Origin of the sequence: Shewanella sp. Scap07 (assembly GCF_013394145.1) — a bacterium.
Lineage (GTDB): Bacteria > Pseudomonadota > Gammaproteobacteria > Enterobacterales > Shewanellaceae > Shewanella > Shewanella waksmanii.
In genome coordinates, this window is sequence record NZ_CP041329.1 from 845,424 (window position 1) to 859,986 (window position 14,563).

8 protein-coding genes and 1 riboswitch are annotated in these 14,563 nt (G+C 45.1%); of the genes, 6 read left to right on the forward strand and 2 right to left on the reverse strand.

Annotated elements, in window-relative coordinates; translation table 11 throughout:
• The first annotated feature begins 79 nt into the window (after positions 1 to 79).
• Entirely contained in the window at positions 80 to 1,867 is a 1,788-nt protein-coding gene (locus FLM48_RS03650; protein WP_179023524.1) for a flavocytochrome c, read from the forward strand.
• A gap of 198 nt (positions 1,868 to 2,065) precedes the next feature.
• On the opposite strand, the gene FLM48_RS03655 is transcribed toward FLM48_RS03650, so the two are convergent.
• Entirely contained in the window at positions 2,066 to 3,055 is a 990-nt protein-coding gene (locus FLM48_RS03655; protein WP_179023526.1) for a class 1 fructose-bisphosphatase, read from the reverse strand.
• A gap of 262 nt (positions 3,056 to 3,317) precedes the next feature.
• Between FLM48_RS03655 and FLM48_RS03660 the strand changes: the two genes are divergently transcribed.
• On the forward strand, positions 3,318 to 5,567 hold the full coding sequence (locus FLM48_RS03660; RefSeq protein WP_179023527.1) for a DPP IV N-terminal domain-containing protein: 2,250 nt from the start codon (positions 3,318 to 3,320) through the stop codon (positions 5,565 to 5,567).
• Positions 5,568 to 5,696: 129 nt separating this feature from the next.
• On the opposite strand, the gene arcA is transcribed toward FLM48_RS03660, so the two are convergent.
• Positions 5,697 to 6,416, reverse strand: coding sequence for a two-component system response regulator ArcA (arcA, locus tag FLM48_RS03665; protein ID WP_179023528.1), 720 nt, complete (start codon positions 6,414 to 6,416; stop codon positions 5,697 to 5,699).
• Between the two features lie 578 nt (positions 6,417 to 6,994).
• Between arcA and FLM48_RS03670 the strand changes: the two genes are divergently transcribed.
• The 4 genes from FLM48_RS03670 to FLM48_RS22835 all read left to right on the forward strand — a co-directional run bounded on the left by FLM48_RS03670 (position 6,995) and on the right by FLM48_RS22835 (position 14,529).
• Positions 6,995 to 7,423 (forward strand): DUF3293 domain-containing protein, encoded by a 429-nt coding sequence (locus FLM48_RS03670; protein ID WP_028772102.1) that lies wholly within the window; start codon positions 6,995 to 6,997, stop codon positions 7,421 to 7,423.
• Positions 7,424 to 7,566: 143 nt separating this feature from the next.
• Positions 7,567 to 7,746: riboswitch (Lysine riboswitch) on the forward strand.
• A 132-nt stretch (positions 7,747 to 7,878) separates the two neighbouring features.
• A complete protein-coding gene (gene lysC, locus FLM48_RS03675; protein ID WP_179023530.1) occupies positions 7,879 to 9,258 on the forward strand; it encodes a lysine-sensitive aspartokinase 3 in 1,380 nt (459 codons plus the stop codon).
• A 3-nt stretch (positions 9,259 to 9,261) separates the two neighbouring features.
• Positions 9,262 to 10,368: a succinylglutamate desuccinylase/aspartoacylase family protein gene (locus FLM48_RS03680; protein ID WP_179023532.1), complete on the forward strand. Its 1,107-nt coding sequence runs from the start codon at positions 9,262 to 9,264 to the stop codon at positions 10,366 to 10,368.
• Positions 10,369 to 10,728: 360 nt separating this feature from the next.
• Positions 10,729 to 14,529, forward strand: a complete 3,801-nt coding sequence (locus FLM48_RS22835; RefSeq protein ID WP_306294427.1) for a S8 family serine peptidase — start codon at positions 10,729 to 10,731, stop codon at positions 14,527 to 14,529.
• Positions 14,530 to 14,563: the final 34 nt, after the last annotated feature.

The following is a 14,563-nucleotide window of genomic DNA, read 5'->3' on the forward strand; positions in this document are numbered from 1 at the left end:
GTGTGAAGCCTGAATAAACGATAAAGCATCTCTTGGCAGCGGCCAATGACGGCCAGAAGCAGAGAGACTGGGAGCAAAAATGAAAAAAGTAAAATTAGCGGTCTATATAGCAGCACTATTGGGTAGTGCTGGTATTGCAGCAAACGCAACTGCAGCAGACAACTTGGCCGACTTCCATGGTGAAAACATGGAATGTGAAAGCTGTCATACGCCAGATGGTGAACTGTCTAACGATAACCTAAGCCATGAAAATGCACAGTGCGTTTCTTGTCATGGGACGATGGAAGAAGTTGCTGAGCAAACCCAGCATGATCACTATAACGCCCATGACTCTCATTTCCCTGGTGATATCGCTTGTACCTCTTGTCACAGTGCACATGAAAAATCGATGGTGTATTGCGACTCTTGCCACAGTTTTGATTTCGACATGCCTTACACTAAAAAATGGCAGCGTGACGAACCAACAATTGCAGAGCTAGCGAAAGATAAGTCTGACCGCGAAGCAGCACTTGCGGCCGCTCCTCGTGACACCGTTGATGTTGTGGTTGTTGGTTCTGGTGGCGCAGGTTTCTCTGCGGCAGTCGCAGCTCATGACAAAGGCGCTAAAGTTATTCTGATTGAAAAAGAGCCTGTCATCGGCGGTAACGCTAAGCTAGCAGCGGGAGGCATGAATGCGGCTTGGACCGATCAGCAAAAAGCCAAAGGCATTGAAGATAGTGTTGAATCAATGCGTAAAGACACCATGAAAGGCGGCCGTGACCTAAACGATCCTGCCTTGGTTGATGTTTTAGTTACTCACTCTAAAGGTTCTGTCGATTGGATGACTAAGATGGGCGCAGACCTTACCGATATCGGTCGTATGGGCGGCGCTTCAGCTAACCGTTCACATCGCCCAACTGGTGGTGCAGGTGTCGGTGCTCATGTTATCCAAGTGCTTTATGATAATGCCAAAGAGCGCAACATCGACATGCGCATGAATACCCGTGGTATTGAGATCCTGCAAGATACTGACGGCAAAGTGACCGGTATCTTAGTCAAAGGCATGTACACAGGATACTACTGGGTGAAAGCGGATGCCGTCGTGTTAGCGACAGGTGGTTTTGGTAAGAATAATGACCGTGTGGCTAAGCTTGATCCTAAATTAAAAGGCTTTGTATCAACCAACCAACCAGGTGCAACTGGTGATGGTATTGATGTGGCAGGTAATGCAGGTGCTGCAATGCAGGATCTACAATATATTCAAGCTCATCCAACGCTATCGGTTAAAGGTGGGGTGATGGTGACTGAAGCGGTACGTGGTAATGGTGCCATTTTGGTTAACCGTGAAGGCAAGCGCTTTGTTAATGAAATCACCACGCGTGATAAAGCGGCCGCGGCTATTTTGCAACAAACGGGTAAGACAGCCTACTTAATTTTTGATGACTCAGTACGTAAGTCACTGAAGAAAATTGATAAGTACATTGGCCTAGGTGTGGTGCCTTCTGCCGAGTCACCAGAGAAGCTGGGTAAACTTGAAAACATCGATGGTAAGGCATTAGCAGAAGCGATTGCACGTTACAACGGCTTTGTTAAAGCAGGTAAAGATACAGACTTTGAACGTCCAAATCTGCCACGCGCCCTAAACGAAGGTAACTACTACGCCATTGAAGTCACACCGGGTGTTCACCACACTATGGGTGGGGTGAAAATCGATTCTAAAGCGGAAATCATCAATGCCAAACAGCAAGTGATTCCAGGCCTATACGGTGCCGGTGAAGTGACTGGTGGCGTTCATGGTGCTAACCGTCTTGGTGGTAACGCGATTTCCGACATCATTACCTTTGGTAAAGTTGCGGGTGAAGAAGCGGCTAAGTATTCAACCAAATAAGAACTGGTTGCTAAGTAAGAGGACTTATACAAATCAGTGTACTCTACTTAACTAGCATGTTTAATAAGTTCGTCTTAGGTAAAGACAAGCGGTGCTAAGCATCGCTAGCCCAAGCCACAGTGTTATTACTGTGGCTTTTTTTATGCAATAAAAAAACGCCACACTAAGTGGCGTTTATGTATCAGCGTATATCACTATTTATAGGCTTGGCTCTTCACTGTAATCTTGGCCGTGATACTCCAAACACATATCAACTTCGTTAGCAGAGCCTAAGATCACTGCGACACGTTGATGAATTTCAGTGGGTTGAATGTCCAAAATCGTTTCATAACCGGTTGAAGCCTTACCGCCTGCTTGTTCCACCAAGAATGCCATTGGGTTTGCTTCATACATTAACCGTAACTTGTATGGTTTTTCAGGGTTTTTGTTGTCTGTTGGGTAGGTAAAAATACCGCCGCGCGACAGTACGCGATGCACATCACCCACCATAGCGGCAATCCAACGCATGTTGAATGACTTTTCACGTGGGCCAATCTTACCTAGCAATAGATCGCTGATGTAAGTTTGCATTGGGGCTTCCCAAAAACGTTGATTTGACATGTTAATGGCAAACTCACCCGTGTCTTTGCTAATGGCCATAGCGCCATCGGTTAGCAAGAACTCGTTGGTTTCTGGGTTTAGGGTAAATAACTGTACGCCTTTACCTGTGGTGAGTGCCAACATAGTTGATGGACCATAAAGTACATAACCTGCAGCCACTTGATTACGACCAGCTTGTAAGAAGCTTTGCTCTGTTAACTCACCATCAGTCGCAGGTAGCACTGAAAAAATGGTACCGACCAGCGAGTTGATGTCGATGTTCGATGAGCCATCTAATGGGTCGAAACACACTAAAAATTCGCCATTGGCATCCGCTTCAACCACATAGTCTTCTTCTTCAGACGCGATACCACGAACCGTGCCGTCAGCTTGTAACGCATCTTTAAGCATATCATTGGTGATGATATCGAGCTTTTTCTGGGTTTCACCCTGAACGTTTTCTTGCTCAGTCGCGCCCAAAACACCGGCTAATGCGCCGTGGCGTACTGCATGACTAATCTCTTTTGAGGTGTTAGCTAGGGTCAGAATAAGTTTTTCAAGAGTAGGAGAAATTGCTTGTGAGGTCAGATTTTCAGCCAGAGTTTGCATCTTGTTTCCTATTTCATTGCCGAGCGAGCTCAGCGTGAGATCTTATGGGGTAGCGACGTGACACCTTTATCACCGAGTAGGTAGTAACGGTGGCTATCTCGTCTAGTGCATTATTTATAATTTGGCGCTGATTATATCTGAATTTATAACAAGTTTCAGTGACAACAATAGTGCGATGATTGTTTTAGTTTTGTGAAGCTTTAAGGCACAATGGCGCAGATGTTGTAACGTTTATCAGTTCACTTACGTCCAGGACACAATAATGACAAAAAAATGGATGAGTTTAGCCCTAATGGCGGTGCCTATGCTTTTATCTCAGTCTTGCAGTGCGCTTAGCACGCAATCTACATCTGTTGGTGGCCAAACGCCGCTAACCATAGAACGTTTATATGATTCGCCTGCTTTAGCTGGCAGTAGCCCTAGAGGGTTAAAGCTATCGCCTGATGGCAAGCTGGTGACCTATTTAGCTGGCCGTGCTGATGATCAACACTTTTACGATCTTTGGCAGATGGATGTGGCAACGGGTCAACAAAGTCGTTTGCTTGATGCACAAAAGCTCACCATTGCTGAGCTATCTGATGAAGAGAAGGCAAGGCGTGAACGTCAACGTATTTATGGCCAGGGGATCATGGAATACTTTTGGTCTGACGATGGCCAAACGATTCTAATCCCAGCCAGTGGCAACTTGTATTTATTTGCAATCGATTCTGGCAAAGTTACCCAGCTTGCCATTGGCGAAGGGTTTGCAACAGATGCGCGCTTGTCGCCTAAAGGACATTATGTCTCTTTCGTTCGTGAGCAAAACCTGTATGTATTAGATCTTGCCAACAACCAATTGACGGCAATGACCACTGACGGTGGTGGCGCGATTAAGAATGCAATGGCGGAGTTTGTCGCTCAAGAAGAGATGGGCCGCATGACAGGTTACTGGTGGGCACCGGATGAATCTGCAATTGCCTACACCCGAGTTGATGAGTCAGGGGTAGAATTGGTCACGCGTAATGAAATATACGCTGATGGCATTAAACTGACTGAGCAGCGCTACCCTTATGCGGGTAAAACCAATGTTACCGTGCAATTGGGCGTTGTTAACCTGGCTTCAAAGCAGACACAATGGGTCGACCTTGGTGCCGACAAGGACATCTATTTGCCGAGAGTTAAATGGCTGCCAAATAGCCAGCAGCTATCTTTTCAATGGCAAAGCCGCGATCAAAAAGCCTTAGATCTACGGGTTGTGGATCTAGCAGATATTAAGCAAAGTCGCGATTTAGTCAAAGAGCGTAGCCGTGCGTGGATAAACCTCAATGACGATTTGCATTTCTTAAAGAAAACCGAGCAGTTTATTTGGGCGTCGGAGCGCGATGGTTTTAATCATCTTTATCTATTTAATTTAGATGGCAGCTTGGCCAAACAGCTTACCCAAGGTGAGTGGGCCGTTGATACCGTCTCTTTTATTGATGAGACCAATCAGTGGTTATATTTCACTGGCCGTAAAACTAAGGTCACCGAAAGACACCTTTATCGAGTGCCACTTGGCGGTGGTGATGTCGAGCAGTTAAGTTCGCGCAGTGGTATGCATATGCCAGTGTTTGCCGATAACCAAGCAATCTATTTAGACTATTTCAATAGCTTGTCACAGCCTCCGCAAATCAGCTTACATGATGAACAGGGTGAACGTTTAGCTTGGGTGGAAGAGAATGCCATCAACAAGACTCATCCACTCTATCCCTATTTTGGTTTGTGGCAGCAACCGGAGTTTGGCCAGATTAAAGCTGAGGATGGCCAAGCACTGCAATATCGCCTATTTAAGCCAACTAACTTTGATGCAAGTCAGCGTTACCCTGTGGTAGTGCGAGTGTATGGCGGCCCGCATGCACAGTTAGTAGTGAACAGTTGGAGCGAGCATGACTACTTTACGCAATACTTATTGCAACAAGGTTATGTTGTTTTTCAGCTAGACAATCGTGGCTCGGCGCATCGCGGCACTCGGTTTGAGTTTGTTATTCATGAGCACTTAGGCGAAGTTGAGGTTAATGATCAGAAAGCCGGTGTCGACTTCTTGCGTACTCAGTCATTTGTTGATGGCGAGAATATTGCGTTATATGGCCATAGCTATGGCGGTTATATGGCCTTAATGGGATTGTTTAAAGCGCCTACGCATTTCAAAGCGGCTATTTCTGGTGCGCCAGTAACTGACTGGGCATTGTATGATACGCACTATACTGAGCGATATTTAGGTCACCCGCAAACCAATGCTCAAGGCTATGAGGCGAGCAGTGTATTCCCCTATGTGAAAAACTATCAGTCGGGACTGTTGATGTATCATGGCATGGCTGATGATAATGTCTTGTTTGAAAATAGCACTCGGGTGTACAAAGCCCTGCAAGATGAAGGTAAGCTATTTCAAATGATTGACTACCCGGGGTCGAAACACTCAATGCGTGGTCATAAGGTACGCACTCATTTGTATCGCTCATTAGCAGACTTTTTAGATAGGCAGCTAAAACCTTAGTGCAAGCTAACCGCGCGAGATAATGCCCTAGAGGCAGCAATTGCCGATTGTTATAGGCAATCCTCATCAAATCGCGGCCACAAAAAAGCCAGTCTTTAGACTGGCTTTTTAGTTATCTTACTGAGTAACTTAAACTTCTTCTAAGTTACCGCAGAAACGATAGCCTTCACCGTGAATAGTCGCGATGATTTCTGGCGTATCTGGCAAGCTTTCAAAGTGCTTACGGATACGACGGATAGTCACGTCAACAGTGCGGTCATGTGGCTTAAGTTCGCGACCAGTCATTTTCATGAGTAGGTCAGCACGAGTTAAGATTTTGCCAGGGTTCTCAACAAAGTGCAGCATCGCGCGGAATTCGCTACGTGGCAATTTGTAAGATTCGCCTTGTGGGCTAACTAGAGAGCGGCTGTTAATTTCTAAGCTCCAACCGTTGAAACGGTAGAACTCAACTGCGCTTTTCTCTTCTGATTCAGTACCAGTGCTATTGACTCGCGTTAGTAGGTTACGTGCACGGATAGTCAACTCACGTGGGTTGAATGGTTTAGTGATGTAGTCATCAGCACCAATTTCAAGACCTAAGATCTTGTCAACTTCGTTATCACGACCCGTTAGGAAGATTAGGCCGATGTTGTTGATCTCACGTAGTTCACGCGCAAGTAACAGACCATTTTTACCCGGTAGATTGATATCCATCACTACCAAGTTGATCTTGTTTTCTTGCATTGCTTTATGCATCTCTGCGCCATCATTAGCTTCTGATACCACATATCCTTCTGCTTCAAAAATACTTCTTAGCGTGTTTCTGGTAACGGCTTCATCTTCAACGATCAGAATGTGCGGGTTTTGCATATTAAAGTACCTAATATTTGTTCAAATCTGTTCTAACCATGAGCGCGTGCTACGGCTGCGCCCCATCTCATCTACTGACAATTACTGATCCACGTCGGTGCTCTCAAAAACTAGCCTGAAACAGCAACACACTTCATGATTAGTAAAGTATGCGTATCTCTATATTTTTAGGAAACGCGAACTGTATTCACTTCGATTAACAATAGTAGAGATTAGTTCCCCCTACTAGTTAATTATTTTTAAGCTTTAAATGTGCTGGCTGGTCACGCCGACATTTTATACAGGAAGTTGGTTTGCTCGTTACTTGCGTGTCAGTCAGTCGAAGTAACTAAGTGCGGTGCATCTTATTGTTCTAAAATGCTAACCAACGGTGCTTATTGTACTCGTTTTAGGCATTTGTTAACAAATGAAATGTTAACAAATTTACTTTGGGTTTTGAGCTATATCACACGACTTGACCTAAGTTGTTGATTTATAACATTCATAAAAAAATCATTTTGGTGATCGGGATCACACCTGTAAGATAGCTAGCAGTATTTGCTATAATATTTCGAATCGAATATTGGAGCTTGACGGCAATGAGCACGGATAATCACCCCCTTTGGCAATGTTATCAGCAGACCCAATTCTTATTTACTCAATCACTTTCTCCCACTTTATCTTTCGCTATTATTACTGCCCACAATCCACAGGGTGAAATATTGAGCGCCAGTCAAAATCGATTATTAGATCGAAAGCTACAAGGTGAGATTGAGAAAATGGGCCTACCCTATAGGGCGATGGTGGGGACTTCGTCGGATCGGCGCCATATGGAAAAGAGTTGGGCTGTGGCGATAGATAAACCAGCGGCGATTGCATTAGGTTTAGCTTTTAAACAAAATGCCATCTATTTTGTTGAAAATGACACTTTACGTTTAGTTCCGTGCTTGTTGAAGCATGACGAGACGGCGATAGGGCGCTTTTCTAGTCGGGTTAATTTAGTCAGTGAACTGCCAGAATCTTGCTAGCTAGCTTCAGTTTTCATTTCATTTTCAGCCTTAATGGCGCGGTGACACGATTAAATCAACAAAACTCAGTGTTTTCTGGTTTGTAGCGTTGACAGTATTTAGTCAAATTTGTTAGTTTTGCGTCATTGGTATGGAAAACATACCAATACAGAAGAGGAGCGTTAACTAGGTAGTAAGCTTGAGGGGGGCCAACCCCGACGACAGTTTATGAGGGAGATTAGCGCCGAGGTATTGCCATTGTGTTTGGCTCACAGCAATATCGGTCGATTGGGTTGAATCCTAACGATTGTCACCTGTTTTTTTGGTGGAGAGCTTCTGGTGACGATCGCTTTTCCCTATCTTAAGGGTGTGTAATCTTTACACCAGGCTCTTCGAACGAAGTAAGTTCGGAGCGTAAATATGTTAATCAATTCTTATGTTGTAGCCTTTTCTCAATTTAGTTCGGAGGAAAGCTAATGTCTGTTGTTGCCCAATCTGTTGTGAATGAAATTGTTGTTGCCAAATTTGGTGGCACTTCTGTGGCTGATTATGCTGCCATGAATCGTTGCGCAGATATCATTCTGGCTAATCCCAATACTCGCGTTGTGGTGGTCAGTGCATCAAGCGGTGTCACTAACTTGCTGGTTGAGCTAACTCAAGCCACATTAGAAGAAGATAGACGCAAGCAAGTAATTAAAGAAATTGCGTCTATTCAGTACCGTATTTTGGATGACCTAGGTCGACCGCAAGATGTCGCAGCACGTATAGATAGTGTACTAAGCCAAATTGACAACCTCAGCGAGCAGTTGGTGCTTAATCGCAGCAAACAGATTATGGACGAGTTATTGGCACAAGGTGAGCAATGCTCATCAGCTTTGTTTGCCGCCGTACTGCGCGAGAAAGGTGAATCAGCAGCTGCATTTGATGTTCGCCAAGTACTGAGAACCGACAGCCATTTTGGTAAGGCAGAGCCGCAAGTTGAAACGATTGCTCAGTTAGTAGAAGGCCAATTGCTGCCATTACTGGCGAGTCAGCGAATTGTTACTCAAGGCTTTATTGGTGCCGATGAAGCAGGTAAAACCACCACACTGGGCCGCGGCGGTAGCGATTATTCTGCCGCATTATTGGCAGAGGCATTGCGGGCCAACGCGGTAGAAATTTGGACCGATGTGGCTGGTATCTACACAACCGATCCTCGTTTAGCACCGAACGCTCGCCCTATTGCAGAAATTAGCTTTAATGAAGCGGCCGAAATGGCGACCTTTGGTGCCAAGGTTCTGCACCCAGCAACAATTTTGCCGGCGGTAAGACAAAAAATTCAGGTTTTTGTCGGTTCAAGTAAAGAGCCTGAGCGCGGCGGCACTTGGATTCGTCATCAAGTCAGTGATGAACCTGTTTACCGTGCCGTGGCGGTTAGACGTGATCAGACGCTGTTAAACTTACATAGTTTGCAGATGCTACATGCCCAAGGCTTCTTAGCTGAAACCTTTGCGACTTTAGCTAAGCATAAAATCAGTGTCGATTTGATTACCACGTCAGAAGTTAACGTATCACTTACCTTGGACAAAACCGGCTCAGACTCTGCGGGCAATGGTCTACTGAGCGAGTCACTGCTACAGGAGTTATCTCAGCATTGTCGAGTGAGAGTGGAAGATGACTTAGCCTTAGTGGCTATCGTAGGCAATAAAATTGCCTCCACTGCTGGTGTTTGTCGACGGGTGTTTGAAGTATTGGAAACCCATAATGTACGCATGATATGCCAAGGCGCTAGCCCGCATAATTTATGTGTCTTAGTGGCCGAATCGGAAGCGGCTCAAGTGGTTCAAGCATTGCACCAAAATCTATTTGAAGGATAAAACATGTCATTTACTCAGTCATCATTGAAAGTCGGCGAATTAGCCACGGGCCATGAATTGAATGTGCCCATTTTCCGCTTTCGCGGTACTGATGTAGAAGCGCCACGTGTTTATATTCAAGCCAATGTTCACGGTGCCGAAGTGCAGGGCAACGCGGTTATTTATCAGTTAATGCAACGCCTAGAGACTGCAAACGTGTTAGGTGACGTGGTACTTGTCCCTTTGGCTAACCCGCTAGGTATTAATCAAAAGAGTGGTGAATTTACACTCGGTCGGTTTGATCCAATCACCGGGGTGAACTGGAATCGGGAGTATTTTGACCATAAGGTAGACGTTGAGGTTTGGTATGCTCAGCATCACCATCTAGACGATGCTGCTCTGACGCATGCATTTCGCACCCATTTGATTGCGGCTTGTCAAGCTCGTCTTGATGGCGAGTGGGGGATCACTAGCGGTCATCAACTTGCGGTTAGTTTACAAAAAATGGCTCATGATGCCGATATTGTGCTGGATCTGCACACTGGGCCTAAATCATGCAAACATTTGTATTGTCCGACTTATGCTTATGAGCTTGCGAAACAATTCTCTATTCCTTATACCTTGATAATCCCCAATGATTTTGGTGGCGCGATGGACGAGTCTATCTTTTGTCCATGGTGGCAACTCAGTGAGCACATGGCGACCCAGGGGCGTAGTTTTGCGGTAGCGGTTGATGCCTTTACTTTAGAGCTTGGAAGCCAAGAGCATATTGATCTTGAAGATGCAAAACAGGACGCGCATGGCATCATGGCTTACCTGAGTGCAAAAGGGGTGATTGGTGAGCAAGTTTTACCGGCAGAGATGTCGCGTTTTGGCTGTTATTTGAAAGATTATAAAAAGTACCATGCGCCGTTAGGTGGCATGGTGGAATATAAGGCAACATTGGGTGAGAAACTGAGTGCAGGCCAGCCACTGGCCAACATTCTGCGCTTAGATAAATACGGTAGTGATCAGGTTTTAACGCCACTGACCTTGCCCCTAGACTGCGTACCTATTTTGCACTTTGCTTCGGCATCGGTCTATCAAGGCACTGAACTTTATAAAGTGATGACCAATGTGTTTGAGCTGTGAGCTGTTAAATATTGTGAACAGTGCGAAAAATATACTCTGCTGTTGCAATTTGTAATAATTAATTCTTTTTTGATTAGGCTAGCGCTAAGCGCCAGTACGGCTATAGTCTCTCATAGTTGAGTAACAGTTTCTTTACACTTTTGTTGTGGTTAATAAGGATTATCGGTTTAAAGTGTAACCCGTCTATTTCTTGTTTGTTTTTTTATTGTTTCTTTTGTGTTAATAATATCGGTTCGTTAGTCATTTGTACTAATGAACCTTTTTTAGCTTGGTGAATCTTCTGGGAAGGGAGTGGCTGAGTTAGGTGTTGTTCAGGAAGTTATATAACAAAAGCACAGCAAAGTGTTAAGGAATTGACAAGTGAAAACTCAAATCGCTATAGCAGTATCGACTGCAATAATAAGCATGTCTGCGACTGCGGCTGCAACGAGTAGCCCAAACGTAGTATTGTCTAAGCCAGCCGGGGTAAGTGCACACATACCAGTCGTTGACTCTAAAATTAAAGTACAGAATCATGTCGTTCGAACCAATGCAGTATTCACACCAGAAGCAGATTTAGGTGATGGTGTATATCGCTACTTTATTCGTTTGAATGAGAGCCCGGTTGCCCTTTACCAAGGTGGTATCGAAGGCTACAAGGCAACATCAACTGACGTGGTATCAAGCCAGAGTAGAAAATTAGATGTTAACAGTGCTGCAGTTAAATCTTACCGCTCTTTCCTTAACTCTCGCCAAAACAATGTCATTCAAAAAGCAACATCGATTCTCGGTGAGCTAGATATCAAACAACAAACCACACTTGCCTACAATGGTATGGTGGTTGAAATGACGCAGGCGCAAGCAGCCAAACTAGCGAAAGTGGCTGGTATAGCGCAAATTCAGCGCGAAGTTTTACGTAAGCCGACTACTGATTCGGGCCCTGCAATAATCAAAGCACCTTCAGTCTGGAGTGGCGATGCAACAGGAGTTGCTAGTCAAGGTGAAGGTATGATTGTCGGTATCATTGATACTGGTATTAATAGCGACCACCCTTCATTTGCCGATATTGGCGGTGATGAGTATGACCATACTAACCCTTGGGGTGAAGGGGTATACTCTGGTGATTGTGCAATGAACTACCCAGAGCTATGTAACGATAAGCTCATTGGTGTTCACAGCTGGCCAGCAATCACAGACAGATATTTAGATTATGATTTAGATGTGCCGCCAAATGGTGAAGACCATAACGGTCATGGTTCTCATACTGCCGGTACTTCGGCAGGTAACGTATTGATGAACGTCAATGTGCCAAACGTAGACGGTGAAGATACTGGGGTTGTTTTTGATAATGTTTCTGGTGTCGCACCGCATGCTAATATCGTATCCTATCAGGTTTGTTTACCTGGTGAAAATGATGCCATTCGTTTCTCAGGCTGCTTTCCATCATTGACGGTTCTTGCTGTTGAGCATGCTATTGAAAATGGTGTTGATGCACTGAACTATTCAATTGGTGGTGGTTCGAGCAACCCGTGGAATGATGCGGATGCTTTGGCTTTTTTATCTGCGCGTAAAGCGGGTATACATGTCGCTACATCTGCAGGTAATGATGGCCCAGGTCCTGAGACTGTTGGCTCACCAGGTGATGCACCTTGGTTAAGTACCGTCGCGGCGTATACGCATGATCGTGATTTCGCGGACAAAACCATTAGCGGTTTCACCGGCGGTGATACTGAAGCTCCTGGTGAATTAACCGGTAAAGCAATGACTGGCGAACTTGCTGGTGCTATTGTTTATGCTGGTGATTTTGTAAATGCAAACGATCCCGATAACGACCCAGCCCAATGTTTACAACCGTTCCCTGAAAATACCTTTGCCGAAAACACAATCGTTATGTGTGATCGTGGTGCGATTGCACGTGTAGATAAAGGCCGCAATGTACTAGCCGGCGGTGCTGCAGGTTTAGTACTAGGTAATTTGCAAGGCGGAGCAACAAGTGTTGTTGCCGATGCACATGTGCTACCAGCCATCCATATTGATGCGGACCAAGGTGATCTACTGCGTACTTGGCTTGCAAGTGGTGAAGGCCATATGGCTAGCATTTCAGGTACCGAAGTGATTCAAGATGAAGATTTAGCGCGCGTAGCGGCTGGCTTCACTTCACGTGGTCCAAATAAATCCGTGCCTGATGTGATTGCACCTTCAATTGCAGCCCCCGGTGTCAGCATTTTTGCTGCTTATGCAGATGATCAATCTGACGCATTTAAAGAAAATCCAGATCCAAGTGATTATGGTTTCTTAAGCGGAACATCTATGGCGAGTCCACATGTAGCGGGTGCATTGACTCTACTTGCTAGTATTCACCCTGAGTGGACACCAGCTGAGGTTCAATCTGCGTTAATGTTGACAGCAGACCAAGATACCTTCAAAGAAGATGGTGTAACACCGTCTGACTTTTTTGATATGGGTGCTGGTTATGCCAACGTAGAAGCAGCAGCGAAAACCGGTCTGGTTATGGATGAGACTTACGTTAACTACGTAAAAGCTGATCCTGGATTAGGTGGGAAGCCTTCGGCCATTAACCTGCCGACAATGGCAGACTCTAAGTGTGTAGGTACTTGTACTTGGACTCGTACTGTTAAAGCCACGCAAGATGGTAGCTGGACTGCCAGCACTATGGGTGTAGCGGACGGTCTATCTATTACAGTATCGCCAGCTGAGTTTGAGTTGGTCGCCGGTGCGAGCCAAGAGCTTACTATTACAGCAGATGTGAGCGGTGCAGATGCTGGTTGGAACTTTGCCAATGTTAAACTTGAAGCTGATGGCTTACCAGAAGTTAAGTTACCAGTGGCAGTTAAAGCCAGTGGAAATAATTTGCCAACGAGTTTTGAGATCACAGCAGGTCGTTCTGAAGGTAGCATGACCTACACTGGTATGGTGTCTAGTGAACTGACAGATATTACAGCAGGTGTTTATGATAAGAAGTCTGATCTTATTGAACCTGCTACGTTGAATGTACCAGACGGTGGTTTTGACTACATCGCTCTAGAATTCCCATTCATGCCGAATGTGGTTTTCTCTACAGCATCAGCTACGGCACCAGATGTCGACTTACGTATTCTGGATGCAAACTTTGCCAATATCGGTAGTAGTGGTGGCCCTAATTCAGATGAAGAAGTGGCATTTACTAACCTGCCAGCCGGTGTTTACTATATTGTTGTAGATGCATATACACCTTCAGCTCCTGGTGCAACAGATGAAGTAACGGTACGTATTACTTCGATTTTAACTGACGAAGATTCACTCAGTAGTGATTTAATGGTTGATGTGACTGAAGAAGGTGGAGAGTTTTCTCTAACTTTCGATTGGGATACTGATACAAACTCTGTTGGTATTGTGGCGTTAGAATCAGCTGATGGTAGCGCGATGTTGCAAGTTCCATACAGCATCGTTCGTAAAGATGATGTCACACTAATGGCTAGCCTTTCTGAGGAAATGGTTGCTGGCGAAGCAACGCCAATTAGTTTTGATATTGAGCCAAACTATAGCGGAGCTGATAGAGAATACACTTTCACTGCTCAAATCTCTGAGGGTCATAAGGTTGAGAATATTTCCCATGACGGAAGCCATGAAGGAAATACAATCACTTGGAATGTAACGCAACCAACTGACACCGGTGAAGTCATGTCAGTCGGGTTTGACTTTGTTCCAACTCGTGCTGGTGATGCATATGCTATGAAGTTCACTAACACTCATGGTGATGACACTGTTGAAGAGATGATGAAGTTTGGTGTTATGGAAGTCGCCCCAGTTGCTATGATGGATATGCCTGCAACTGCACATGATGATGGCAATGTTACTATCAGTGGCGCAGCTTCATACGATGGTAACGATGACGCGTTAACCTATACATGGACTCAAACGGGTGGTGTGCCAGTTGGTTTCACTAACGGTGGTGATTCAATCACGTTTGCAGCACCAGATGTTGATGCGGATGGCACTATCTTATCGTTTGAATTAATGGTTGCTGACGGTAATGGTAATAGTGACTCGACTTCAGCATCGATGACTATTACAGACGCTCCAGTAGTAGAGACCAATAACAGCGATGATGGTGGCTCTACTGGATGGATGACTACATTGTTATTGCCATTAGTTTGGTTACGCCGCAAGCTTAAAGCTTAATATCCAACCGCTAATAAAAAGGCTAACGTAAGTT

Coding starts and splice junctions, on each gene's coding strand:
- FLM48_RS03660 (WP_179023527.1), top strand. CDS start 3,318: ATGACAAAAAAATGGATGAGTTTAGCCCTAATGGCGGTGCCTATGCTT.
- FLM48_RS03670 (WP_028772102.1), top strand. CDS start 6,995: ATGAGCACGGATAATCACCCCCTTTGGCAATGTTATCAGCAGACCCAA.
- FLM48_RS03680 (WP_179023532.1), top strand. CDS start 9,262: ATGTCATTTACTCAGTCATCATTGAAAGTCGGCGAATTAGCCACGGGC.
- FLM48_RS03655 (WP_179023526.1), bottom strand. CDS start 3,055: ATGCAAACTCTGGCTGAAAATCTGACCTCACAAGCAATTTCTCCTACT.
- lysC (WP_179023530.1), top strand. CDS start 7,879: ATGTCTGTTGTTGCCCAATCTGTTGTGAATGAAATTGTTGTTGCCAAA.
- arcA (WP_179023528.1), bottom strand. CDS start 6,416: ATGCAAAACCCGCACATTCTGATCGTTGAAGATGAAGCCGTTACCAGA.
- FLM48_RS03650 (WP_179023524.1), top strand. CDS start 80: ATGAAAAAAGTAAAATTAGCGGTCTATATAGCAGCACTATTGGGTAGT.